Below are 22,737 nucleotides of genomic sequence, written 5' to 3'. Positions count from 1 at the left end.
ATGAGCGGTGATCGCAATTGGTCTACCTTTGGCGGATATGCCCGGGGAACGCGATTCAGCCCGCGAGTGGGCGGTGTGTGTGTACTGCGCGTCCGGTCCGCAGCATCCCGAATTGCTCGGTGTCGCTGCAGAACTCGGCGAGGCCATCGCGGAGCGCGGCTGGACGCTGGTGTGGGGCGGTGGCCGCGTTTCGGCGATGGGCGCGGTGGCGAGCGCGGCGCGGGCCCGCGGGGGCCGGACCGTCGGCGTCATCCCCCAGGTCTTGATGCGCCGCGAGATCGCCGACGCGGACGCCGACGAGCTGATCGTCAGCGACACCCTGCACGAGCGCAAGCAGATCATGGAAGACCGCGCCGACGCGTTCATCGCGCTGCCGGGCGGCATCGGCACCCTCGACGAGTTGCTCGACACCTGGACCACGGCCTACCTCGGTCTCCACGACAAACCCATCGTGCTGCTGGACCCCGTCGGCCACTACGAGGGGCTGTGGACGTGGTTGTGCGGCTTGCTCGACAGCGGTTACGTCTCCCAGGTGGCGATGGACCGATTGGTGCTGGTCGACAAGGTGGGCGCGGCGCTGGACGCGTGCGCGCCCGGCTGAGCCCGCCGGCCGGTCCCAGCCCCTACTAGGCTGTCCGCCGAGCTTGACTTTTACCAAACGAATCGAGGGGATCACGTGTCCGATCGTGACGGGGGAGCGCGCACGGCGGTCAAACTGACCGACATCGCATCTCGGGTGCCGGCCGTGCTGGCCGACCTGCCGGTGATCGCGCGCGGCGTGCTGACCGGGCTGGCGGCCCAGCCGGGGTCCAAGAAATCGATCGGCACGGTGTTCCAGGAGCGGGCCGCCCGCTACGGCGACCGGATCTTTTTGCGCTTCGGCGACCAGCAACTGACCTACCGCGACGCCAACGCGGCGGCCAACCGGTATGCCGCGGTGCTGGCCGCGCGCGGCGTCGGCCACGGCGACGTCGTCGCCATCATGCTGCGCAACTCGCCCAACGCCGTGCTGGCCATGCTGGCCGCGGTCAAGTGCGGTGCGGTCGCCGGCATGCTCAACTACCACCAGCGCGGCGAGGTCCTCGCGCACAGTCTCGGCCTGCTGGAGGCCAAGGTGCTCATCGCCGAGACCGATCTGGTCAGCGCCGTGGCGGAGTGCGGGGGCTCGGGCGGCACCCAGACGCTGACCGTCGAAGACCTCGAACGGTTCGCGGCGAGCGCCCCGGCCACCAACCCGGCGTCGGCGTCGGCCGTGCACGCCCGGGACACCGCGTTCTACATCTTCACCTCGGGCACAACCGGTTTCCCGAAGGCCAGCGTCATGACGCACCTGCGCTGGCTGAAGGCGCTCGCGGCGTTCGGCGGCATCGGGTTGCGGCTCAAGAGCTCGGACACCCTCTACTGCTGCCTGCCGCTGTACCACAACAACGCGCTGACGGTCGCGTTGTCGTCGGTGATCACGTCGGGAGCGACGCTGGCGCTCGGCAAGTCGTTCTCGGCGTCGAAGTTCTGGGACGAGGTCATCGCCAACGATGCGACGGCGTTCATCTACATCGGCGAGGTGTGCCGGTATCTGCTCAACCAACCGGCCAAGCCGACCGACCGAGCGCACAAGGTGAGGGTGATCGCCGGGAACGGCCTGCGCCCGGAGATCTGGGACGAGTTCACGAAACGGTTCGGGATCGCGCGCGTCTGCGAGTTCTACGCCTCGAGCGAGGGCAACGCCGCGTTCATCAACGTCTTCAACGTTCCCCGCTCCACCGGTGTCTTCCCGATGCCGTTGGCCTACGTCGAGTACGACCCCGACACCGGCGCCCCGCTGCGCGGCGACGACGGGCGCGTGCGCCGGGTGCCGGCCGGGAAGCCGGGCCTGTTGCTCAGCCCGGTCAACCGGCTGCAGCCGTTCGACGGCTACACCGATCCGGAGTCCAGCGAAAAAAAGTTGGTGCGCAACGCTTTTCGTGAGGGCGACTGCTGGTTCAACACCGGCGACGTGATGAGCCCGCAGGGCATGGGACACGCGGCGTTCGTCGACCGGCTGGGCGACACGTTCCGCTGGAAAGGCGAAAACGTGGCCACCACCCAGGTCGAGGCCGCACTGGCATCCGATGACTCCGTCGAGGACTGCACGGTCTTCGGGGTCGAGGTGCCGCGCACCGGCGGTCGCGCCGGGATGGCCGCTGTCAAGCTGCGCGACGGCGCCGAGTTCGACGGGCAGTCGTTGGCCCGCGCCGTCTACGAGCAGCTGCCCGGCTACGCGCTGCCGCTGTTCGTGCGGGTGGTCGAGTCGATCGAGCAGACCACGACCTTCAAGAGCCGCAAGGTGGAGTTGCGCGAGCAGGCCTACGGCCCCGACGTCGAGGACCCGCTCTACGTGCTGGCCGGACGCGACGAGGGCTACGTGCCGTTCTACGACGAGTACCCCGACGAGGTGGCCGAGGGTAAACGCCCGTAGGGCCGGCAGCGCCGATCGGCCGGTCGCGAGCGTAACCACACTGCGAGAGGGCGAGTCGGATTTCGCAGTGCCGTCACGCTCGCGACCTGGCACTGCACGCTGTTCGGCGACCAGGCACCATAGACGCGTGCAATCGTCGTTCTGCGGCCGTCCCGTGTCAGCCGATCGCGCGCTGATCATGGCGATCGTCAACCGCACCCCGGACTCGTTCTACGACAGGGGCGCGACCTTCAGCGACGAGGCCGCCCGGGCGGCCGTGCACCGGGCCGTGGCCGACGGCGCCGACGTCATCGACGTGGGCGGCGTCAAGGCCGGCCCGGGCCAAGAGGTCGACGCCGACACCGAGATCGCCCGGCTGGTGCCGTTCATCGAATGGTTGCGCGACGCCTATCCCGACCACGTGATCAGCGCCGATACCTGGCGCTCCGAGGTCGCCAAGGTGGCCTGCGCGGCCGGGGCGGACCTGATCAACGACACCTGGGCCGGCGTCGACCCCGCCCTACCGGAGGTGGCCGCGGAGTTCGGGGCGGGTCTGGTCTGTTCGCACACCGGCAACGCGCAGCCGCGCACGCGCCCGTTCCGGGTGAACTACGGAACCGCCACGCGCGGCGTCGTCGACGACGTGATCGCCCAGGTCACCGCCGCCGCCGAGCGGGCGGTCGCGTGCGGGGTGGCGCGCGACCGAGTACTGATCGACCCGACCCACGACTTCGGCAAGAACACCTTCCACGGGCTGCTGCTGTTGCGGCACGTCGGCGATCTCGTCGATACCGGGTGGCCGGTGCTGATGGCTTTGAGTAACAAGGACTTCGTCGGGGAGACTCTGGGTGTGGAATTGACCGAGCGGCTCGAGGGAACGTTGGCGGCCACCGCGCTGGCCGCGGCCGCCGGTGCGCGGATGTTTCGCGTGCACGAGGTCGCCGCCACCCGCCGGGTGCTGGAAATGGTGGCGTCGATCCAGGGGACGCGCCCGCCGACCCGCACGGTGAGGGGGCTCGCATGACGATGTCGGACCTGGTCGCCGGCGATCTGGCCAGCGACGGGATGCTCGCCGCGAGGCCGGGGGACACCTGGCTGGGCGACCGCAGCTGGAACCGTCCGAGCTGGACCGTCGCCGAGCTGGAGGCGGCCAAGGCCGGGCGGACCATCTCGGTGGTGCTGCCGGCCCTCGACGAGGAAGACACCATCGAGTCGGTGATCGACAGCATCTCACCGCTGGTTGATGGGCTGGTCGACGAGCTGATCGTGTTGGACTCCGGCTCCACCGACGACACCGAGATCCGGGCGGTCGCCGCCGGCGCCCGCGTGGTCAGCCGCGAGCAGGCGCTGCCCGAGGTGCCGATACGGCCCGGCAAGGGCGAGGCGTTGTGGCGGTCGCTGGCGGCCACCCGCGGCGACATCGTGGTGTTCGTCGACTCCGACCTGATCAACCCGCACCCGATGTTCGTGCCGTGGCTCGTCGGCCCCCTGCTCACCTGCCCACCCTCCCGCGGGATTCACCTGGTCAAGAGCTTCTACCGGCGGCCCCTCAACGTCGCCGACGTGGGCGGCAGCGCGGGCGCGACCGGCGGCGGGCGGGTCACCGAGCTGGTGGCCCGGCCGTTGCTCGCGGCGCTGCGCCCCGAGCTGGGCGCAGTGCTGCAGCCGCTGGGTGGCGAATACGCGGCCACCCGCGAATTGCTGACGTCGGTGCCGTTCGCCCCGGGCTACGGCGTGGAGATCGGACTGCTGGTGGACACCTTCGACCGGCTGGGGCTGGACGCGATCGCCCAGGTCAACCTGGGCGTGCGGGAGCACCGCAACCGGCCGCTGGCCGAGCTGGGCGCGATGAGCCGCCAGGTCATCGCGACCCTGCTGTCGCGCTGCGGGATCCCCGACTCCGGGGTCGGCCTGACCCAGTTCGTGGCCCACGGGCCCGACGGCGAGGGCTACACCCAGCACACCTCGCCGGTGTCACTGGCGGACCGGCCGCCGATGCAGGCGATCAGGCCCCGGTAGCCGCCGACGCGGTCACGCTGGGCATCGCCGTGTCGGCGGCATAGGGCAGTATCGATCCCGTGGCGTTGGTGTTGCTGTACCTGGTGGTCCTGGTGCTGGTGGCGATCGTCCTGTTCGGCGCGGCCAGCCTGTTGTTCGGTCGCGGCGAGCAGCTGCCGCCCCTGCCCCGGGGGACGACGGCGACCGTCCTGCCGGCCTACGGGGTGACCGGCTCCGACGTCGACGCCGTCAAGTTCACCCAGACGCTGCGTGGATACAAGACCAGCGAGGTGGACTGGGTGCTGGACCGCCTCGCCCGCGAGCTGGAGGCCCTGCGCGGCCAGCTGGCCGCGGTGCACGCCGCGCCCGCCGCCGACCAGGACCACGAGGACGATTCGGCGGAACCCGGCGAGGGCGAGGATCGTCAGGACTGAATGTGAGCGAAGACGAGCTGGTTCGGTGCAGCTGGGCGGCCATTCGGCCCGGGCCGGACTTCGAGATGTACCGCGATTACCACGACCAGGAATGGGGTCGCCCGCTGCACGACGGGGTGGCCCTGTTCGAACGGATGAGCCTGGAGGCCTTTCAGAGCGGCCTGTCGTGGCTGATCATCCTGCGCAAACGGGAGAATTTCCGGCGCGCGTTCTCCGGGTTCGACATCACGACGGTCGCCGAGTACGGCGACGACGACGTGCGGCGGCTGATGGCCGATCAGGGAATCGTGCGCAACCGCGCCAAGATTGACGCGACAATCGCCAACGCGCGCGCGGCCGCGGAGCTGGGTACTCCGGCGGACCTGGCGGAGCTGCTGTGGTCGTTTGCGCCGTCGCCGCGGTCACGCCCGGCCGACGCATCCCAAATTCCCTCGGCCACTGACGAATCGAAGGCCATGGCCCGTGAACTCAAGCGGCGCGGGTTCCGCTTCGTCGGTCCGACCACCGCCTACGCGTTGATGCAGGCAACCGGCATGGTCGACGACCATATCCGGGGTTGCTGGGTGCCCGCGACCGCCCGCTGAGCACACAGTTGTGGGTCTTTGTACGAGCGGTGACCTGGATAGGGAACAATGGAGGGGTGATAAGTCAGTTCGTGGCCGGGCATGGCTTGAAGTTCGCTGGCGGGGCGTGCTCGGTGCCGACCAGGTCCGCGCGGGCGGGCCAGCTCGAACCTGGAGGGAGCACTCGATGGCGGCGATGAAGCCCCGGACCGGAGACGGTCCTCTTGAAGCAACGAAGGAGGGGCGCGGCATCGTGATGCGGGTACCACTTGAAGGTGGAGGTCGACTGGTCGTCGAGCTGACGCCCGACGAAGCCGCTGCCCTCGGTGACGAACTCAAGGGCGTCACAAGCTCCAGCTAGGGCTTGCCGCCGAACGATTCGGCGGTGCTACGCACACACCTTCCGATAGATCTCCAGGGTCTGCTCGGCGACGTGGGCCCACGAGAACTCCTCGACGCAGCGTCGGCGTCCCGCCTTGCCGTAGCGCTGCGCTTTTGCGCGGTCGGCGACGAGCTCGTTGACCGCCTCGGCCAGTCCGGCCCGATAGCCCGCCACATCGCCGGGGTCGTAATGCACCAAAGTCCCGGTGACCCCGTCGGCGACCACCTCCGGGATCCCGCCCACATCCGAGGCCACCACAGCGGCCCCGCAGGCCATCGCCTCCAGATTCACGATGCCCAACGGCTCATACACCGACGGGCACACGAAAACCGCTGCGGCCGATAAGATTTCGCGCAACTCGCCGATGGGAAGCATTTCCCGGATCCAGAAGACGCCGGTGCGTCCGCGGGCCAGGCCGGCGACCGCATCCCGAATCTCCTCGGCGATCTCCGGGGTGTCGGGCGCCCCGGCGCACAGCAGCACCTGCGCCTCCGGGCTGAACCGGTGGGCGGCCGCCACCAGGTGCGCGACGCCCTTCTGCCGGGTGATGCGGCCCACGAACACCACCAGGGGACGGTCCGGATCGACACCCAGTGCGGCCAGCATCGACTCGCCCTGCGATGGGGCCGCCGGGCACCACACGTCGGTGTCGACACCGTTGCGGATGACGTGCACGGCCCCGGGATCCAGCGCGGGGTAGACGCGCAGGATGTCCTCGCGCATCGCGGAGCTCACCGCGATCACCGCGTCGGCGGCCAGCACTGCGGTGTGTTCGACCCAGGTCGAGATCCGGTAGCCCCCGCCGAGTTGTTCGGACTTCCACGGGCGCAGCGGCTCGAGCGAATGCGCGGTCAACACGTGCGGGACGGCATAGAGCAGCGCGGCCAGGTGCCCGGCCATGCCGGTGTACCAGGTGTGTGAATGCACCACGGTGGCCGCCGATGCCGCGTTGGCCATCAGCAGGTCCGCGGACAGCGTCGTCATCGCCGCGTTGGCGCCCTGCAACCGCGGGTCGGGCTGATGCACCTGCACGCCCTGGGCGCCCGGCCGGGGTGCCCCCATGCAATGCACGTCCACCGCGCACAGCCGGCGCAATTGGCTGACGAGTTCGGTGACGTGTACGCCCGCCCCTCCGTAGACCTCTGGGGGGTATTCCCGAGTCATCATCGCCACCCGCATACCCGCACGGTAGTTCCGCGACGGGGAGGGCCGCGAGCCGGGCGGCACCCTCGGTGCGCCCGCGCAGCCAAATACCTTGACAGACAGCCCCACAGAACGCGGGCAATAGCCCCTTCCCCCTGGCAGCGTTTCGCGGCGGCCGATAGGTTTGACACCATGAGGGAAGCACCACACGTGCTGGGCATCGTCCTGGCCGGCGGTGAGGGCAAGCGGCTGTATCCGCTGACCGCGGATCGCGCCAAGCCCGCGGTTCCCTTCGGCGGCGCCTATCGGCTGATCGACTTCGTGCTATCCAACCTCGTCAACGCCCGCTATTTGCGGATCTGCGTTCTGACGCAGTACAAGTCGCATTCACTGGACCGTCACATATCACAGAACTGGCGGTTGTCCGGCTTGGCCGGTGAGTACATCACCCCGGTGCCCGCGCAGCAACGGCTCGGTCCGCGCTGGTACACCGGTTCGGCCGACGCGATCTACCAGTCGCTCAATCTGATCTACGACGAAGACCCCGACTACATAGTGGTTTTCGGCGCCGACCACGTGTACCGGATGGATCCCGAGCAGATGGTCCGGTTCCACATCGACAGCGGGGCGGGCGCGACCGTCGCCGGCATCCGGGTGCCGCGCAGCGAGGCCACCGCGTTCGGGTGTATCGACTCCGACGAGTCCGGGCGCATCCGCCAATTCGTGGAGAAGCCACTGGATCCGCCCGGCACCCCGGACGACCCCGAGACGACGTTCGTGTCGATGGGCAATTACATCTTCACCACCAAGGTGCTCATCGACGCGATCCGCGCGGACGCCGACGACGACCATTCCGATCACGACATGGGTGGTGACATCATCCCGCGACTGGTCGACGACGGGATGGCCGCGGTGTACGACTTCAGCGACAACGAGGTGCCCGGCGCCACCGACCGTGACCGGGCCTACTGGCGTGACGTCGGGACGCTCGACGCGTTCTACGACGCACACATGGACCTGGTGTCGGTGCATCCGGTGTTCAACCTCTACAACAAGCGTTGGCCGATCCGCGGCGAGTCGGAGAACCTGGCGCCGGCAAAGTTCGTCAACGGCGGTTCCGCGCAGGAGTCGGTGGTGGGCGCCGGCAGCATCATCTCGGCGGCCTCGGTGCGCAACTCGGTGCTTTCGTCCAACGTCGTGGTCGACGACGGCGCGATCGTGGAGGGCAGCGTGATCATGCCCGGCGCTCGCGTCGGCCGTGGCGCGGTGGTGCGCCACGCGATCCTGGACAAGAACGTCGTCGTGGGGCCGGGCGAGATGGTCGGGGTGGACCTGGAGAAGGACCGCGAGCGCTTCGCGATCAGCGCCGGCGGTGTGGTCGCGGTGGGCAAGGGCGTCTGGATCTAGCTCGGTCAGGCACCGCGAACCGTGCTTCGGCGCCGACATTGCGAAAGTTGTTGATCCGCAACATCGTCGCGCCTGGTGGCGCCGACGCCGGGCTAATACCCTCGGCGCGCCGGCTACCAGAGGTAGGGAACCAACCGGTAGCGCACGCGCTCGGCGTATTCGCGGTACCCGGGCAATTCGTCGAAGAGGAGCTTCTCTTCGTCGAACATGCGCAGCGCGAGCACGATGGTGCCGGGGATGACGAAGAGCAGCCCCCAATACGAGTCGAGCGCCAGGGGGATACCGATCATCATGATCACGTTTCCGACGTACATCGGATGGCGCACGAATCGATACAGGCCACCGGACACCAAGGTCTGGTCCGCTTCCACCGTGACCGTGGCGCCGGCATAGTTGTTCTGGACGATCACCAGCATGGCGATGCCGAGCCCGGTCGCCACCAGCAGATCGCCGAGCAGCGACAGCCAGACCGGTACCGACGACCAGCCGAACCGATGATCGAGCGCGCTGAACACCATCGTCGCGAAGAGACCCAGGAACGAGGCGGTGATGATGAACTTCTGCGAGGTTCGGGGTTCGGCCCGCGGGCCGGCACGCATGCGCCGCTGCAGGGCCGCGGGGTTGGCCCTGCTCAGGTAGACCGTGGGCACGATGGTCGCCACCGTGAACACGGCGATGAAAACCCACGCCTGCCAGTAGTGCAGCGTGCCCGCCGGCAAGAGCAGGATCAACACCCACGAGAGAATGCCTCCGAGGGATGTCGTCGTCACGCGGATCCCGGTTTTCATCTCGCTCCTAGCAGCGTAGATCGCGGCGCCGAAAAGCCAGGGCGCCCAGAATTACCAACCCTACGTCGATGGCCAGTAGGCATAGCAAGGGCACGGCGGTGAAATCGGCGCCAATTCTCGGGATGTGCCCGAACGGTTCCAGGTCGAGCAACCACTGCGGGAACCGGGCCAACGATCCGATCAGGTACAGAGCGATGAAACCGATCAGCACGCCCCAGGCCACCGGTGTGAACCGCGGCGCGACGCCGAATACGCAGACCGTCACGGCCGACAACAGCCAGACGGCCGGGAGTTGGACCGCCGCGCTTGCGACGACCATCGCGAGTTTGCCGCCCACATCGCCGGCCGCGATGCCGTAGACAACTCCGGCGGTTACCCCGCAGGCCAGCATCGCGAGCGCGGATCCGCCCAACGCGGTCACCAAATGGCTCGCGAGCCAACGAGTTCGCGACACCGCGCCGGCCAGCACCGTTTCGGCTCGCTGGCTGGATTCTTCCTGGTGCAACCGCAACGTGAGCGAAACGGCGAACGCGGCGGCCACCATGCCCATCATGGCGAAAGCCACGGCGATGAAGGCCTGCTCGAGGGCGCTGGTGCCGCCCATCCGCGCGACGATATCGCGGGCCGGACCGCTGTCGCCCAGCTCGTCACCGATGCCGTGCACCACGCTGCCCACCAGCAACCCGTATAGGCACAGTCCGACCGTCCACAACAGCAGCGCGGCCCGGTCGAGACGCCACGTCAGCCCGAACGCGTTGCCCAGCGCCGGCGCGGCGGTCGCGGGACCGGGCCGCTCCGCGATGAGCCCCGCGCCGACGTCACGGCCGGCGAGCAGCCAATACGCCACCATGGTCAACGCGGACGCCGTGACCAGGTGCAGCAGCAGCACCCACCAGCGATCACCCGCATACGGTTTGACCAGTAGCGACCACCCCAGCGGAGACAGCCACGACAGTGTGCCCGACCCGGCGTCGCCGACGGCGCGCAGCGTGAACGCGGTTCCCAGGACGGCGAACGCGGCACCGCGGGCGAACCTGGCGCTGGGCGACAACTGCGCGGTCACCGCGGCGACCGCGGTGAACACCAGGCCGGAGCAGGCCAGCGCCGCACCGAACGCCAGTGACCCGGCCGCCGGGACGTCGGTGCTCAGCAGGCCGGCCGCGCCGATCGCGCCGGTGCCGAGCGAGGCCCCGAAAGACAGCAGCAGCGCCGCGCTCAGGCTGGCGTAGCGACCGATCGCGGTCGAGTCCACCAACTCGGTCCGTCCGTTCTCCTCGTCGGCGCGGGTGTGCCGGATCATCGTGAGGATGACGGCCACCGCGATCAGCACGTGGAACATCCCGGCCTTCCAAATCCCCACGGCGCCAAGGCTGTCGCTGTAGACCTGGCCATACAGCGCACGCTGGGCCGGGCTGGCCATGATGGAGGCGGCGAACCCGGCACGGGCGGCCTCGGTGGGGTAGATCTTTTCGATGCTGCCGACGTACACCGTCGCCAGCGGCACCGACAGCAGAAACACCCACAGCGGCAACGAGAGCCGATCCCGGCGCAGGTATAGCCGCAACATCGCAAGCGTTCCGGAGAAGTTCGAACTGCGCTGGGGCGCAGGCGATGCCGACGCGTGAGGCCGGTCCAGTGTGGTCGCGCTCATGACAACGACACCTTTTGCGCATCGCGCCCGTGCCGGCCGTCGCCGCCGGACGCGTCTCCGGACGTGTCATAGTGGCGCAAGAAGAGCTCTTCGAGCGTCGGCGGCTGGCTGACGAGACTGCTCACGCCGGCGTCACCGAGCACGCGGATGAGCTCACCCAGGCTTTCGCTATCGACCTGGGCGCGCAGCGTATTACCCTCGACGCTGATGTCCTCGACGCCCTTGATCCGCCTGAGATCGCCCGGATCGCCGATCATTTCGGCCCTGATCGAGGTGCGGCTCAGATGCCGCATGGAGCTCAGCGAACCACTTTCGATGGTCTTGCCCGCCCGGATGATCGTCACGCGTTCGCACAACGCTTCCGTTTCGGCCAGGATGTGGCTGGACAACAACACCGTCGTGCCCCGGTCACGGGCCTGCGCCACGCACTGTTGAAACACGTTCTCCATCAGCGGGTCCAGTCCACTGCTGGGCTCGTCCAGGAGCAACAGCCTGGCATGGGACGAGAACGCCGAGATGAGGGAGACCTTCTGGCGGTTGCCCTTCGAATACGTGCGGGCCTTCTTGTGCGGGTCCAAATCGAAGCGCTCGATCAGCTCCGCGCGGCGCCGCTTGTCGATGCCGCCGCGCATGCGGGCCAGCAGGTCGATGGTCTCTCCACCTGTCAGCGACGGCCACAGCGTCACATCACCAGGAACGTAAGCGATTTGACGATGCAGCGCAACGGATTGGGTCCAGGGATCACCGCCCAGCAACCGCACGCTACCGCTGTCGGCCTTCACCAGGCCCAGCAGGATGCGGATCGTGGTGGACTTCCCGGCGCCGTTGGGGCCGAGGAATCCGTGGACCTCCCCCTCTCGCACAGTGAGATCGAGGCCGTCCAGCGCCTGCACCGCGCCGAATCTCTTGGTGAGGCCCCGGATTTCGACAGGGGCGGAGCCGACTGAATTTTCAGGTGCCATGGAATTCTCCTTGATCTTCGGCAGCCAGGAACGCGTCGTACATGGTCCGGTCGGTCAGCAGCCCTTCGGTATAGACCTCGAGGGCGGGCAGGATCATGTCGCGCGAGTAGTCGCGCAGCACCGCGCGCAGATCCGTTGGTGTGTCGTGCATTTGGATGTAGAGCAGGAATCCGCCGCCTCCGGTGATCGCCAGATACTTGGCCCGGGCCTGGGGATCGCGGCTGGGTTTGATCGTCCCTGCGCGCACGCCCTCTTCCATGTACCCTTCCGTGTTGTCAATCATCCTGCGCCACATCATGTTCGCTAGATCGCCGCCGGTCTGCATGCTGCGCACCAGGTATGCCATCAGTGGTGCGTAGTCCTCGATCTCTGCCAACTGGGCGAACCAGGTGGCCGGGTCGTTGGACTGGATAGCCTCGGACTTGGTGTTGCGGATCTTTTCGGCGATGTAGTCCTCGCAGGCCTTGCGCAGGCCCTCCTTGGAGCCGAAGTGGTGGATCACCAGCGCGGCACTCACGCCCGCCGCTTCGGCGATGGCGCGAAGCCCGACACCGAACCCGTGCTCGCCGAACTGCTCGATGGCCGCATCGCGGATCCGGGCGGCGGCCGTCAGGTCGGCTGAACGCATGTTCAGTACACTAAACATGCGTTCAGCCCGCGGTCAAGGACGACCCGCGTCAAGAATTCGTAAAAGTGCGAATCAGTCGCGAACGGCGGCCAGGATGCCGTCGCCGAGCGGCACCAGCGCCGGGGTGAGCCGCTCGTCCTCGGCGATGAGGCGGGCCGCCTCGCGCACCGCCACCACCTCGGCGTCGCGGGCGGTCGGATCGCCGGCCCGCCCGCCCAGTGCGGCCCGGTGCACCACGATCACGCCGCCCGGGCGCAGCAACCGGACGCCCTCGACGACGTAGTCCGGCTGATCGATCGGGTCGGCGTCGATGAACACCAGGTCATAGGACTCGTCGGCGAGCCGGGTGAGCACCTCTTGGGCGCGGCCGCCGATCAGCCGGCTGCGCGACGGTCCGATGCCCGCCTCGCTGAACGCCTGCTTGGCCAGCCGCAGGTATTCGGGCTCGATGTCGATCGTGGTCAAGACGCCGTCGTCGCTCATGCCCGACAGCAACCACAAGCCGCTGACGCCGGCGCCGGTGCCCACTTCGGCGACGGCCTTGCCGCCGCTCAGCTTCGTAAGCATGCTCAACAACGCCCCGACGGCCGGCGTCACCGCGCCCGCCCCGATGTCGACGGCCCGCTCCCGGGCGGCGGCCAGCAGCGCGTCCTCCGATATCGATCCCTCGGCGTGGGCAAACAGCGATTCGGCCCGGCTGGGCGCCGTGTGGCCAGGGGCTTCTGCGTCGGTGCCGTCCATGCCCGCAGCGTATTCCAATTCATCGCACGAACGGACAGGCGCGCCTGAACCGCACGCTGGCGACACGCCCAAGAGGCCCGGCGCGTTTAAGGTCACCGCGCGGTGGATATTTCCTGCACAACGCAGGGCAAGAAACGGTTTCTCAGGCGCAGCTCAGATTGTTCATATACCGCACATACGCCGATACGCGACGGTGTCCGTATGGATCGCGGAGCGCGTTGGACGGGGAATACCGAATGGCAGCTGCCTGTTGCCGTCAATGACGAAGTGCCACTGGGTGGCGCACCCGATTCGGAGGAATTGATTATCACCACTCTTCTCAGTCCGTCCAGCATGTCGCACGCGCAAGAGCGCCCCACCGACGAGTGGGTGGAGCCCTCGGACGTCCCGCAGGGGACCGCGGTTTTCGACGCGACCGGGGACAAGGCGGCCATGCCGTCGTGGGACGAGCTGGTACGCCAGCACGCCGACCGGGTGTACCGGCTGGCCTACCGGCTTTCCGGCAATCAGCACGACGCCGAGGACCTCACCCAGGAGACCTTCATCCGGGTCTTCCGGTCCGTGCAGAACTATCAGCCGGGAACGTTCGAAGGGTGGCTGCACCGCATCACCACCAACCTCTTCCTCGACATGGTGCGCCGACGCGCGCGCATCCGGATGGAGGCGCTGCCCGAGGATTACGAGCGGGTGCCCGCCGACGAGCCCAACCCCGAGCAGATCTATCACGATTCACGGCTGGGGCCCGATTTGCAGGCCGCGCTCGATTCGCTGCCGCCGGAATTTCGCGCGGCCGTCGTCCTGTGCGACATCGAAGGCCTGTCCTACGAGGAGATCGGTGCCACCCTGGGCGTGAAGCTCGGGACCGTCCGCAGCCGCATCCACCGCGGACGCCAAGCCTTGCGGGACTACCTGGCCGCCCACTCCGGTCGGCAGGAACTGCGCGCCCAGTCGGCGTAGGCAGCGTCGCCCGCCTGTTTCGGCAGCGGAGCGATCAGGTAGATATTCAGCGGCTTTGCGCCCGTAGCTGCGGTATTGCGCACCGGCTCGCGCTACATTCGAGAGGAGGCGGCAATGAGAATGAGTGGCAAGGAGCTGGTAATGCCCGATCGAGGACATGTGTTCCGCCGCGCGTTCTCCTGGCTTCCCGCCCAGTTCGCCTCCCAGAGCGACGCGCCCGTGGGCGCACCCCGCCAGTTCGGTTCCACCGAGCACCTGTCCGTCGAAGCAATCGCCGCGTTCGTCGACGGCGAGTTGCGGATGAACGCTCACCTGCGGGCCGCGCATCACCTGTCGATGTGCCCCCAGTGCGCGGCCGAGGTCGACGATCAGAGTCGGACGCGCGCGGCGCTGCGCGACTCCCACCCCATCCGCATCCCCAGCACGCTGCTCGGCATGCTGGCCGAAATTCCCTACGACTCGCGCGACGACTCGACCGCGCCGGCCTCCGACCCCTTCGCCGACCGCGAGGCCCGCGAGCGGCGCAAGCGCCGATAGTCGGACCCGCTGCGCACTCGCCCCACACGCTCGTTCATGTCGCCCTACGGCGCGCCGTGGATACTAGGGTGGACACGGACAACGCCGGTGCCGCGTATCTCGGCCGGTAAAGGCCCGTCTCGCGCGCTCAAGTAGAGGATCCAAAAGGGATAACGTGACGTCCGACCAAGGCTTCGACCGAAGCAATGACAGCGGCAACCGCCTGGCGCCGCGCCCCGTCTCGCGTCCGCCGGTCGACCCCGCATCGCGTCGGGAGTTCAGTCGTCCCGACGGGTTGCGCGGGTCGTTCGTGGCCGAGCGCGTCCGCCCGCAGAAGTACCGGGACCAGGCCGAATTCCGGCCGAGCGATCGTCCGGCCGACCCCGTCCTCGAGGAGGCGTTCCACCGGCCGGAGGGCAGCTCCGATTCGCTGCAACGCCACCCCGTGGACGTGGGCGCGCTGGCCGCCGAGAAAAACGGCGGGGAGCCCGACGAGCTGGACGACCCCTGGCGGGACCCGGGGGCCGCGGCGGCCCTAGGAACGCCGGCGGTCGCGCCATCGACGTCGCGCTCCGCCCTGGGCTACGGCGGCAAACTGGGCGTGCGCGACGTGCTGTTCGGCGGCCGGGTGTCCTACCTCGCGCTGCTCGTGTTGGCGCTCATCGCGTTGGTCATCGGCCTCGTCGGCGGGGTGGTGGGCCGCAAGACGGCCGAGGTCGCCGAGGCGTTCACCACCTCCAAGGTGACGCTGTCGACCAACGGCAACGGGGAAGGCCCGGCCGGGCGCTTCGCCAAGGTGGCGTCGGCGACCGCGAACTCCGTGGTGACCATCGAGTCCAAGAGTGACCAGGAGGGCATGCAGGGCTCCGGCGTCGTCATCGACGGGCGTGGCTACATCGTCACCAACAACCACGTCATCTCCGAAGCGGCGAACAACCCCAGCCAGTTCAAGACCACCGTGGTGTTCAACGACGGCAAGGAAGTGCCCGCCAACCTGGTCGGGCGCGACCCCAAGACCGACCTGGCGGTGATCAAGGTCGACAACGTCGACAACCTGAGCGTGGCGCGCCTGGGCGATTCCGACAAGGTGCGGGTGGGTGACGAGGTCCTCGCCGCGGGTGCGCCGCTGGGGCTGCGCAGCACCGTGACGCACGGCATCATCAGCGCGCTGCACCGGCCGGTTCCGCTGTCCGGGGAGGGCTCGGACACCGACACGGTGATCGACGCCCTGCAGACCGACGCGTCGATCAACCACGGCAACTCGGGTGGCCCGCTGATCGACATGGATTCCCAGGTGATCGGCATCGACACCGCGGGTAAGTCGTTGTCGGACAGCGCAAGTGGGCTCGGCTTCGCGATCCCGATCAACGAGGCCAAGGAAGTCGCCCAGACCTTGATCCGGGACGGAAAGATCGTGCATCCGACGCTGGGCGTCAGCACCCGCTCGGTGAGCAACGCGATCGCCTCCGGCGCCCAGGTCGCCAACGTGAAGGCGGGAAGTCCGGCGCAGAAGGGCGGCGTCCTGGAAAACGACGTCGTCGTCAAGGTGGGTAACCGCAAGGTTGCCGACGCCGACGAGTTCGTGGTCGCGGTGCGGCAGCTGACCATCGGCCAGGATTCCCCGATCGAGGTGGTCCGCGATGGCCGCCACGTCACCCTGACGGTGAAACCGGACCCGGATAACGGCTAGATGTTCGCCAACGTCGGCTGGGGAGAGATGCTCGTCCTCGTCGTGGTCGGGTTGGTGGTCCTCGGCCCCGAACGGCTCCCCGGCGCCATCCGATGGTCGGCCAACGCGCTGCGTCAGGCGCGCGATTACCTCAGCGGTGTGACCAGTCAGCTGCGCGAGGACCTCGGGCCCGAGTTCGACGACCTGCGGGGCCCGCTCAGCGAATTGCAGAAGCTGCGCGGCATGACCCCCCGCGCCGCGCTCACCAAGCACCTGCTGGACGGCGACGACTCGTTTCTGACCGGAAACTTCGACAAGCCGGTGAACGGCGCCCCGCCGGAGACGCCGCCACCCGCGCCTCCCACGCCGGCGAACGGCCAGACGCTTGGGGCGGAACAGCAGACGGGCGACCGCACGCCGTTCGACACCGACGCGACCTGAACCGGTTTCAGCGGCCTTTGGGATCGAGCCCGAGCGATACGCCGGCCAGCCCGCGCCGACGTGAGGACAAACTGTCGGCCACCCCGCGCAGCGCCTTGCCCACCGGCGAATCCGGCGCACTCAGTACCAGCGGAACGCCGGAATCGCCCGCGGCCACCAGCTCGGGATCCAGCGGGATCTGGCCCAGCAGCGGCACATCGGCGCCGACCGCGCGCGACAACCGCTCGGCCACCTGCTCGCCGCCGCCCTCACCGAACACCTTCAGCGTCGAGCCGTCCGGCAACGTGAGCCCGGACATGTTCTCCACGACGCCGGCGAGGCGTTGGCGCGTCTGCAGCGCGATGCTGCCGGCCCGCTCGGCGACCTCGGCCGCCGCCAGCTGTGGCGTCGTCACCACCAGAATCTCCGCGTTGGGGATCAGCTGAGCCACCGAGATGGCGATGTCGCCGGTCCCCGGCGGCAGATCGAGCAGCAGCACGTCCAGGTCGCCCCAGTAGACGTCGGCCAGGAACTGCTGTAGCGCGCGGTGCAGCATCGGTCCGCGCCACACCACCGGAGTGTTGCCCTCGGTGAACTGAGCGATCGAGATGACCCGCACCTCGTGCGCGATGGGCGGCAGGATCATCGACTCGACCTGGGTGGGCCGGTCGGTGGTGCCCATCATCCGGGGGATGGAATGGCCGTGGATGTCGGCGTCCAGCAGCCCGACGGACAGGCCGCGGGCCGCCATCGCCGCGGCCAGGTTGACCGTGACGGTGGACTTGCCGACCCCGCCCTTCCCGGACGCCACCGCATAGACCCGCGTCAGCGAATTCGGTTGTGCGAACGGGATAATCGGCTCGCGGGCGTCACCGCGCAGCTGCTTGCGCAGCTCGGTGCGCTGTTCGTCGCTCATCACGTCCAGGGTGACCTTCACCGCGCCGGTGCCCGGGACGTCGGAGACCGCCTGGCTGACCCGGTCGCTGATCTCGTTCTTCTTCGGACAGCTGGCGGTGGTCAGATAGATCGCGACGTGAACCGAGCCGTCGGGTTCGGTGTCGATGCTTTTGACCATCCCGAGATCGGTGATGGGGCGCCGCAGTTCGGGGTCGATCACCTTCCCCAGTGCGGTGCGAATCGCCGCGCTCAGGTCGGCTGCGTCAGAAGAGTCGTGGCTGGACATCACCGCCGAGTGTAGGCGTGCGCGACGGAGCGGTTGGGCGGCGACCCGCTCAGGATCGTTTGGCGGCGACCCGCTGCGCCCGGCCTTGCCGCGCTTGCGATCGCCGCGGGGTCAGTTGGCGGCGACCCGCTGCGCCCGGCTTCGCCGCGCTTGCGATCGCCGCGCTTGCGATCGCCGCGTGTCAGTTGGCGGCGACCCGCTGCGCCCGGCTTCGCCGCGCTTGCGATCGCCGCGGGGTCAGTTGGCCGGGCCCGGCGTGGGCTTAAGCGGCGCTGACGCGTTCGGCGCCGCCGGGGGAGCGGCCGGCTTGGGCGACGGTGCGGCTTGCGGCGCAACCGGGGGTGCCGGCGGCGCGATCGGTGCCGGGGGCGTGACGACATCCGGGGGCGGCGGAGCGAACGGCGGCTGCGCGAAGGGCGCAGGCGGCGCGAACGGTGGCGGGGGCCCCGCGGGCGCCGCGCTTTGGGTGCCGATGCAGATCACGGTGCACCCGGGAAGTTGGGTCGGCGCCTGCTGAGGCGTGGGAGACATCCAGGGGAACATCGGCGGCGGACTGACCATCGCCGGGCTGCTCAGGTCGATCAGCGGCACGCGCGCCAGCGGGTCGTCCATCGGCAGGCCGTTGATGTTCATCGGCAGGTTGGGTCCGAGCCCCTCGGGATGCTCGAGGTGCGCGTCGCCCAGCGGCGGCGGCGGTCCGGTCATCGGCGGCAGGTCGACCGGGACGACGCCCGTGGCGTAGGCTGCCGCCCAGCCCAGCACGTTCTGCGCGTAGGGCATCGAGTTGTTGTAGCGCAGAATCGCGGCCAGCACCTGCGACTGATCACGCAGGTTCAGCCCGCCGCTGCACAAGTACCGGGCGGCCGCGAGCGTCGAGTCGAACAGGTTCTGCGGGTCGGCCACGCCGTCGCCCTTGCCGTCGGAGGCGTAGCGCGCCCAGGTCCCCGGCAAGAACTGCATCGGTCCCATCGCGCGGGCGTAGGTGACGCGACTGCCGGCGCTGCTCTGGATGATGACCTCGTTGCCGGGCAGCGTGCCGTCCAGCGACGGGCCGTAGATCGGGTTGATCGCGGTCCCGCGTGCATCCACCGCACCGCCGCCCGCGTGGCCCGATTCGATGCGCCCGATGCCGGCCAGCAAATTCCAGCTGACGCCGCAACCCGGGGCGGCGACGGCCATCTTCTGCTCCGCATTGCGGTAGGCGGCCAATGCGATGCTCGGAATGCCCAGTGCGCCACGCGCATTGACGATCATCGCCGGCGGCGGCGCGGACAGCGCGGGCTCGGCGACGTGAAAGGCGGTGGGGCTGCGGTCGATTGGGACGACGGCGGGCCCGGAGAGGTCCGGGAAGGAGGGCGAGACCGCGGCCACCGGAGTGACGGCGGCGTGGACCGGCGGCATGTGCGCCGGAAGTTCAGGAGCCGCCCCGCTGACGGCGCCCGCGAAGACCAATGGAGTAATCATGGCGACGCCGAATATCGGCTTGCGCGTGTTCCGAAGTGCTTGCTGCCGCACAGTCGCGGCGGCCGGGCTCGCACCCCGGCTTCCCCCTATGCGCACTCGACCGTCCTAGTGTGAGCTGGGCGTACTTTCTGTTAGCTCGGTGAACCAGATCACCATACATAACTCTTGTGACACGAGTGGCGCAATGGTTGAAGAGGTTCTCACCTGGATTTCTTAGCCGCGCGCTCCAAGTTGTCGCCCTGCCGCGGAGGCCCCGAGTCCGGGGTCCCGGGCTGCAGATTGGCCAGCCTTTCGCGCAGGTCATCCAGCTCGTGGCGCAGGTATTCACGCGTCACCACCTCGCCGACGGCCAGGCGTAACGCGGCCAGTTCGCGGGCCAGGTACTCGGTGTCGGCCTTGGTCTGGGCGGCGCGACGGCGGTCCTCTTCTAGCGTGACGCGGTCGCGGTTCTCCTGCCGGTTCTGCGCCAGCAGGATCAGCGGGGCCGCGTAGGCGGCCTGGGTTGAGAACGCCAGGTTCAGCAGGATGAACGGGTAGGGGTCCCAGCGCACCGTCACCGCGAACAGGTTCAACGCGATCCACACGAACACCACGACCGTCTGCAGCAAAAGGTAGCGGCCGGTGCCGAAGAACCGCGCGATGGACTCGGTGAATTGCCCGACGGTCTCGGGGTCCAGCCGCGGCGAGTATCTGCGCGATGTCCGCGGGGTGTACAGCCCTCGCGGAGCCGTGGATTTGCTCACGAGGATCCTCCCAGTCCTTCGAACCGGCCGGCGGTGTCGAGTTCCTGCATGTCCACGCGCCAGTCGTGCGGCAGCAGGTGATCGAGCAGGTCGTCCACCGTGACCGCGCCCAACAGGTGGTTCTGGTCGTCGACGACGGGACCGCACACCAGGTTGTACGCGGCGAGGTAGCGGGTCACGGCGACCAGCGGAGTCTCCGGTGTCAGCGTGAGCAACTCGCTGTCGACGATCCCGCCGACCAGCTCGGCCGGCGCCTCGCGCAGCAGCCGCTGCAAGTGCACGCAGCCCAGATAGCGGCCCGTCGGCGTCGCCGTCGGCGGCCGCGCGACAAAAACCATCGACGACAGGGCGGTGCTCAGGTCCGGATCGCGGACCCGTGCCAGCGCCTCCGCGACCGACGTGTCGGGGGTGAGCACCACCGGATTGGAGGTCATCAGGCCGCCCGCGGTGTCCGGCGAATGCGTCAGCAGCCGGCGCACGGGGGCGGACTCGTCGGGGTCCATCCGGGTCAACAGCATCTCGGCGTCGGTGGGGTTCAGCATGCCGAGCAGGTCGGCGGCGTCGTCGGGATCCATCTCCTCGAGCACGTCGGCCGATCGCTCGGTGCCCAGCTGCGAGAGGACCTCGGCCTGGTCCTGCTCCGGCAGCTCCTGCAGGATGTCGGCCAGCCGGTCGTCGTTGAGCGCCCTGAGCACCTCGTAGCGGCGCTTGGCCGGCAGCCCGCGGATCGCGTCGGCCACATCGACCGGCTTGCGCCCTTCGAACTGGCCCAGCAGCTGCGCCACTCCCTGCCCCGGCAAGGCCAGGGCCGACGGGGTCAAACCCTGCACGCTCTGCCAGTCCACGACGTGCACGGGACCGCGCCGTCCGAGCCGCCGGTGGGTGCGCACGGCGACCCGGCTCACCATCCAGTCGCGCGTCCGGTTCTGTTCGATGCCCAGGTCGGTGACCACCACGTCGAGGCCGGCAAGCTCCGGCAGTTCGGGGTCGTTGACCTTGACCTGGGTGTCCAGCACCTGGCCGATCGCCAGCACCTCCCCGGGTCGCTGCACGAAGTGGCGTAGGGACACGTTGCCGGTGCTCAGCGTCACGGCGTTGGGCTCGATGGACGCGACCCGCAGGATCGGGATGAAGATGCTGCGCCGGGTCGCGAGGTCGACGACCAGTCCCAGGACCCGCGGCTGCTGGCGGACGATGCTGATGCTGATCACCACGTCGCGGATCCGACCGACGGATTCCCCGAGTGGACCCAACACCAACATCCGCGCGAGCCGCGCGATGTACACCCTGTTGACCGATCCCATGGAAGTAGAGCCTAGGCAGCCGCCGGCCCGATGGCAGACCGGCCGGGGGCGGTCAGGCCGTTAATGCGTGCGCAGTGTGAAGAGCACGACCACCAAAATCACCACCAGCGTGGCGATTCCGATGACGATGCCGGCGACCGCCAGGCCGAAGCCCTCCTGCCGGGTCCGCTTGATCTGATCCAGGGCGATCGCGCCCAGCACTATGGCGACGATTGAGCCCAGCCCGCACAACAGGCCGGTGAACGACGCGATGAGCGACGCGATCGCCAGCGCGTTGGTGCCGGGTACAGCGGCTTGAGTGGGATAGCCGCCCTGGTAGTCCGGCGGCGGGTAATAGCCCGGATATCCGTGCGCCCCGTAGGGGGACGGGCCGCCGTACGGCGGCGGCGCCATCGGGTAGGGCGGTCCGAAGTAGCCGGGCGGTTGTTCGTACCCAGGGGGCGGGGGGACGGGCGGGGGATACGACGGCGGGTACCCGGGCGGGTGGTCGGTGGGACCCGGCGGCGGATACGCCGGGGGCGCCGAATCGGCGGCGGGGGACTCCCAGGGGGCGGGCTCGGAGGCTTCGCCGCCGGTGGGGGGCGAGTCGGTGTTGTCGTCGTGGCCGCCCTCGCCGAAGCCGCCGCCGGGAGCTGTCATGGTGTTCAACCTAACCCATCCGCCGCCGGTGGCCGTGGGTGCGAAACGTCAGCGCGCCACGGGCGCCCGGGAGGGTTCCCGCCACCCCGTGCGCCGTGTTTTCGCAGGTGGCGGAAGGCCGGTGGTTAGGCTGGGGAGGGCCTGAGATGAAACCATCCCCAAGGCGGAGGACAATGAACGGCGATGACTAATCCTTACCAGCCTGGGCAGGTTCCCGGGGCGACACCAGGAAACGCGACGGGGCGTGGACGAGGCGCGCCCGGACTGCCGACACCGCCCAGGGGCTGGCCGGTCGGCTCCTATCCCACCTACGCCGAGGCGCAGCGCGCCGTCGACTACCTGTCCGAGCAGCAGTTCCCGGTCCAGCAGGTGACGATCGTCGGGGTCGACCTGATGCAGGTGGAGCGGGTCACCGGCCGGTTGACGTGGCCCAAGGTGCTCGGCGGAGGCGTGCTGAGCGGGGCGTGGCTGGGACTGTTCATCGGCTTGGTGCTGGGTTTCTTCAGTCCCAATCCGTGGGGTGCGCTGATCACGGGCCTGGTCGCTGGCGTCTTCTTTGGGCTGATCACTTCGGCCGTTCCGTACTCAATGGCCCGTGGCACAAGGGATTTCAGTTCGACCATGCAGTTGGTGGCCGGGCGTTACGACGTGCTGTGTGACCCGCAAAACGCAGAGAAGGCGCGGGACCTGTTGGCGCGCTTGGCGATTTGA

At 68.8% G+C, this 22,737-nt stretch carries 24 protein-coding genes and 1 pseudogene; 14 read left to right on the top strand and 11 right to left on the bottom strand.

What is annotated here, in order from left to right:
* Positions 1-37 precede the first annotated feature (37 nt).
* The 7 genes from QGN31_RS19270 (at position 38) to QGN31_RS19240 (ending at position 5,790) form a co-directional block, all read left to right on the top strand.
* Positions 38-601 (top strand): TIGR00730 family Rossman fold protein, encoded by a 564-nt coding sequence (locus QGN31_RS19270; RefSeq protein WP_020188822.1) that lies wholly within the window; start codon positions 38-40, stop codon positions 599-601.
* 75 nt (positions 602-676) lie between these two features.
* The gene (gene fadD6 / locus QGN31_RS19265) at positions 677-2,455 is read left to right on the top strand and encodes a long-chain-acyl-CoA synthetase FadD6 (RefSeq protein ID WP_014941450.1); all 1,779 of its coding nucleotides are present in this window, start codon (positions 677-679) and stop codon (positions 2,453-2,455) included.
* 127 nt (positions 2,456-2,582) lie between these two features.
* Positions 2,583-3,458, top strand: a complete 876-nt coding sequence (folP, locus tag QGN31_RS19260) for a dihydropteroate synthase (RefSeq protein ID WP_036397383.1) — start codon at positions 2,583-2,585, stop codon at positions 3,456-3,458.
* Positions 3,455-4,453 (top strand): glucosyl-3-phosphoglycerate synthase, encoded by a 999-nt coding sequence (locus QGN31_RS19255; protein ID WP_014379457.1) that lies wholly within the window; start codon positions 3,455-3,457, stop codon positions 4,451-4,453. Before folP ends, QGN31_RS19255 begins: the two co-directional genes overlap by 4 nt.
* A gap of 59 nt (positions 4,454-4,512) precedes the next feature.
* Positions 4,513-4,866 carry a DivIVA domain-containing protein gene (locus QGN31_RS19250; RefSeq protein WP_009956316.1) on the top strand — a complete coding sequence of 118 codons (354 nt, stop codon included), beginning with the start codon at positions 4,513-4,515 and terminating at the stop codon, positions 4,864-4,866.
* A 2-nt stretch (positions 4,867-4,868) separates the two neighbouring features.
* Positions 4,869-5,450 (top strand): DNA-3-methyladenine glycosylase I, encoded by a 582-nt coding sequence (locus QGN31_RS19245; RefSeq protein WP_009956315.1) that lies wholly within the window; start codon positions 4,869-4,871, stop codon positions 5,448-5,450.
* A gap of 166 nt (positions 5,451-5,616) precedes the next feature.
* Positions 5,617-5,790 carry a DUF3117 domain-containing protein gene (locus tag QGN31_RS19240; protein ID WP_003878471.1) on the top strand — a complete coding sequence of 58 codons (174 nt, stop codon included), beginning with the start codon at positions 5,617-5,619 and terminating at the stop codon, positions 5,788-5,790.
* Positions 5,791-5,817: 27 nt separating this feature from the next.
* Here QGN31_RS19240 and glgA read toward each other — a convergent pair whose 3' ends face one another.
* Positions 5,818-6,990 carry a glycogen synthase gene (gene glgA, locus QGN31_RS19235; RefSeq protein ID WP_014379458.1) on the bottom strand — a complete coding sequence of 391 codons (1,173 nt, stop codon included), beginning with the start codon at positions 6,988-6,990 and terminating at the stop codon, positions 5,818-5,820.
* A gap of 156 nt (positions 6,991-7,146) precedes the next feature.
* On the opposite strand from glgA, the gene glgC reads away from it, so the two are divergent.
* The gene (gene glgC / locus QGN31_RS19230; protein WP_008254617.1) at positions 7,147-8,361 is read left to right on the top strand and encodes a glucose-1-phosphate adenylyltransferase; all 1,215 of its coding nucleotides are present in this window, start codon (positions 7,147-7,149) and stop codon (positions 8,359-8,361) included.
* A gap of 113 nt (positions 8,362-8,474) precedes the next feature.
* Here the strand turns inward: glgC and QGN31_RS19225 are convergent, their stop codons facing one another.
* The 5 genes from QGN31_RS19225 to QGN31_RS19205 all read right to left on the bottom strand — a co-directional run bounded on the left by QGN31_RS19225 (position 8,475) and on the right by QGN31_RS19205 (position 13,131).
* On the bottom strand, positions 8,475-9,149 hold the full coding sequence (locus tag QGN31_RS19225; RefSeq protein ID WP_009956312.1) for a methyltransferase family protein: 675 nt from the start codon (positions 9,147-9,149) through the stop codon (positions 8,475-8,477).
* A 7-nt stretch (positions 9,150-9,156) separates the two neighbouring features.
* Positions 9,157-10,800 (bottom strand): ABC transporter permease, encoded by a 1,644-nt coding sequence (locus tag QGN31_RS19220; RefSeq protein ID WP_014384062.1) that lies wholly within the window; start codon positions 10,798-10,800, stop codon positions 9,157-9,159.
* Positions 10,797-11,762, bottom strand: coding sequence for an ABC transporter ATP-binding protein (locus QGN31_RS19215; protein WP_014941451.1), 966 nt, complete (start codon positions 11,760-11,762; stop codon positions 10,797-10,799). The genes QGN31_RS19220 and QGN31_RS19215 overlap by 4 nt, the downstream gene beginning before the upstream one ends.
* Positions 11,752-12,390 carry a TetR/AcrR family transcriptional regulator gene (locus tag QGN31_RS19210; protein ID WP_009956308.1) on the bottom strand — a complete coding sequence of 213 codons (639 nt, stop codon included), beginning with the start codon at positions 12,388-12,390 and terminating at the stop codon, positions 11,752-11,754. The genes QGN31_RS19215 and QGN31_RS19210 overlap by 11 nt, the downstream gene beginning before the upstream one ends.
* Positions 12,391-12,462: 72 nt before the next feature.
* Positions 12,463-13,131 (bottom strand): O-methyltransferase, encoded by a 669-nt coding sequence (locus QGN31_RS19205; RefSeq protein WP_009956306.1) that lies wholly within the window; start codon positions 13,129-13,131, stop codon positions 12,463-12,465.
* A gap of 201 nt (positions 13,132-13,332) precedes the next feature.
* Here QGN31_RS19205 and sigE point away from each other — a divergent pair, with 201 nt between their 5' ends.
* The 4 genes from sigE (at position 13,333) to tatB (ending at position 16,714) form a co-directional block, all read left to right on the top strand.
* Positions 13,333-14,088 (top strand): RNA polymerase sigma factor SigE, encoded by a 756-nt coding sequence (gene sigE / locus QGN31_RS19200; protein ID WP_014384063.1) that lies wholly within the window; start codon positions 13,333-13,335, stop codon positions 14,086-14,088.
* A gap of 141 nt (positions 14,089-14,229) precedes the next feature.
* Positions 14,230-14,625 carry an anti-sigma E factor RseA gene (gene rseA, locus QGN31_RS19195; RefSeq protein WP_020821917.1) on the top strand — a complete coding sequence of 132 codons (396 nt, stop codon included), beginning with the start codon at positions 14,230-14,232 and terminating at the stop codon, positions 14,623-14,625.
* Positions 14,626-14,779: 154 nt separating this feature from the next.
* Entirely contained in the window at positions 14,780-16,294 is a 1,515-nt protein-coding gene (gene htrA / locus QGN31_RS19190; RefSeq protein WP_014384064.1) for a serine protease HtrA, read from the top strand.
* Positions 16,295-16,714 (top strand): Sec-independent protein translocase protein TatB, encoded by a 420-nt coding sequence (tatB, locus tag QGN31_RS19185; protein WP_009956299.1) that lies wholly within the window; start codon positions 16,295-16,297, stop codon positions 16,712-16,714.
* A 7-nt stretch (positions 16,715-16,721) separates the two neighbouring features.
* On the opposite strand, the gene QGN31_RS19180 is transcribed toward tatB, so the two are convergent.
* A complete protein-coding gene (locus QGN31_RS19180) occupies positions 16,722-17,876 on the bottom strand; it encodes an Mrp/NBP35 family ATP-binding protein (RefSeq protein ID WP_008254633.1) in 1,155 nt (384 codons plus the stop codon).
* Here QGN31_RS19180 and QGN31_RS19175 point away from each other — a divergent pair.
* Positions 17,875-18,144: pseudogene (locus QGN31_RS19175) on the top strand (hypothetical protein); the annotation flags it as partial. The gene QGN31_RS19180 and the pseudogene QGN31_RS19175 sit on opposite strands and share 2 nt — an antisense overlap.
* On the opposite strand, the gene QGN31_RS19170 reads toward QGN31_RS19175, so the two are convergent.
* From QGN31_RS19170 to QGN31_RS19155, 4 genes are all read right to left on the bottom strand, one after another.
* Entirely contained in the window at positions 18,114-19,436 is a 1,323-nt protein-coding gene (locus tag QGN31_RS19170; protein WP_179960063.1) for a lytic transglycosylase domain-containing protein, read from the bottom strand. The pseudogene QGN31_RS19175 and the gene QGN31_RS19170 sit on opposite strands and share 31 nt — an antisense overlap.
* Positions 19,437-19,540: 104 nt before the next feature.
* Positions 19,541-20,083, bottom strand: a complete 543-nt coding sequence (locus QGN31_RS19165; protein ID WP_008254638.1) for a DUF1003 domain-containing protein — start codon at positions 20,081-20,083, stop codon at positions 19,541-19,543.
* Positions 20,080-21,387 carry a magnesium transporter MgtE N-terminal domain-containing protein gene (locus QGN31_RS19160; RefSeq protein WP_008254643.1) on the bottom strand — a complete coding sequence of 436 codons (1,308 nt, stop codon included), beginning with the start codon at positions 21,385-21,387 and terminating at the stop codon, positions 20,080-20,082. The genes QGN31_RS19165 and QGN31_RS19160 overlap by 4 nt, the downstream gene beginning before the upstream one ends.
* A gap of 60 nt (positions 21,388-21,447) precedes the next feature.
* Entirely contained in the window at positions 21,448-22,026 is a 579-nt protein-coding gene (locus QGN31_RS19155; protein ID WP_193375538.1) for a DUF4190 domain-containing protein, read from the bottom strand.
* A 183-nt stretch (positions 22,027-22,209) separates the two neighbouring features.
* Here QGN31_RS19155 and QGN31_RS19150 point away from each other — a divergent pair, with 183 nt between their 5' ends.
* Positions 22,210-22,737, top strand: a complete 528-nt coding sequence (locus QGN31_RS19150; protein WP_008254647.1) for a general stress protein — start codon at positions 22,210-22,212, stop codon at positions 22,735-22,737.

Source organism: Mycobacterium sp. 2-64, from assembly GCF_035918375.1.
Taxonomy (GTDB): domain Bacteria; phylum Actinomycetota; class Actinomycetes; order Mycobacteriales; family Mycobacteriaceae; genus Mycobacterium; species Mycobacterium intracellulare.
Note: the sequence above shows the minus strand (reverse complement) of the source record. Positions and strands in the feature narration are given on the sequence as shown.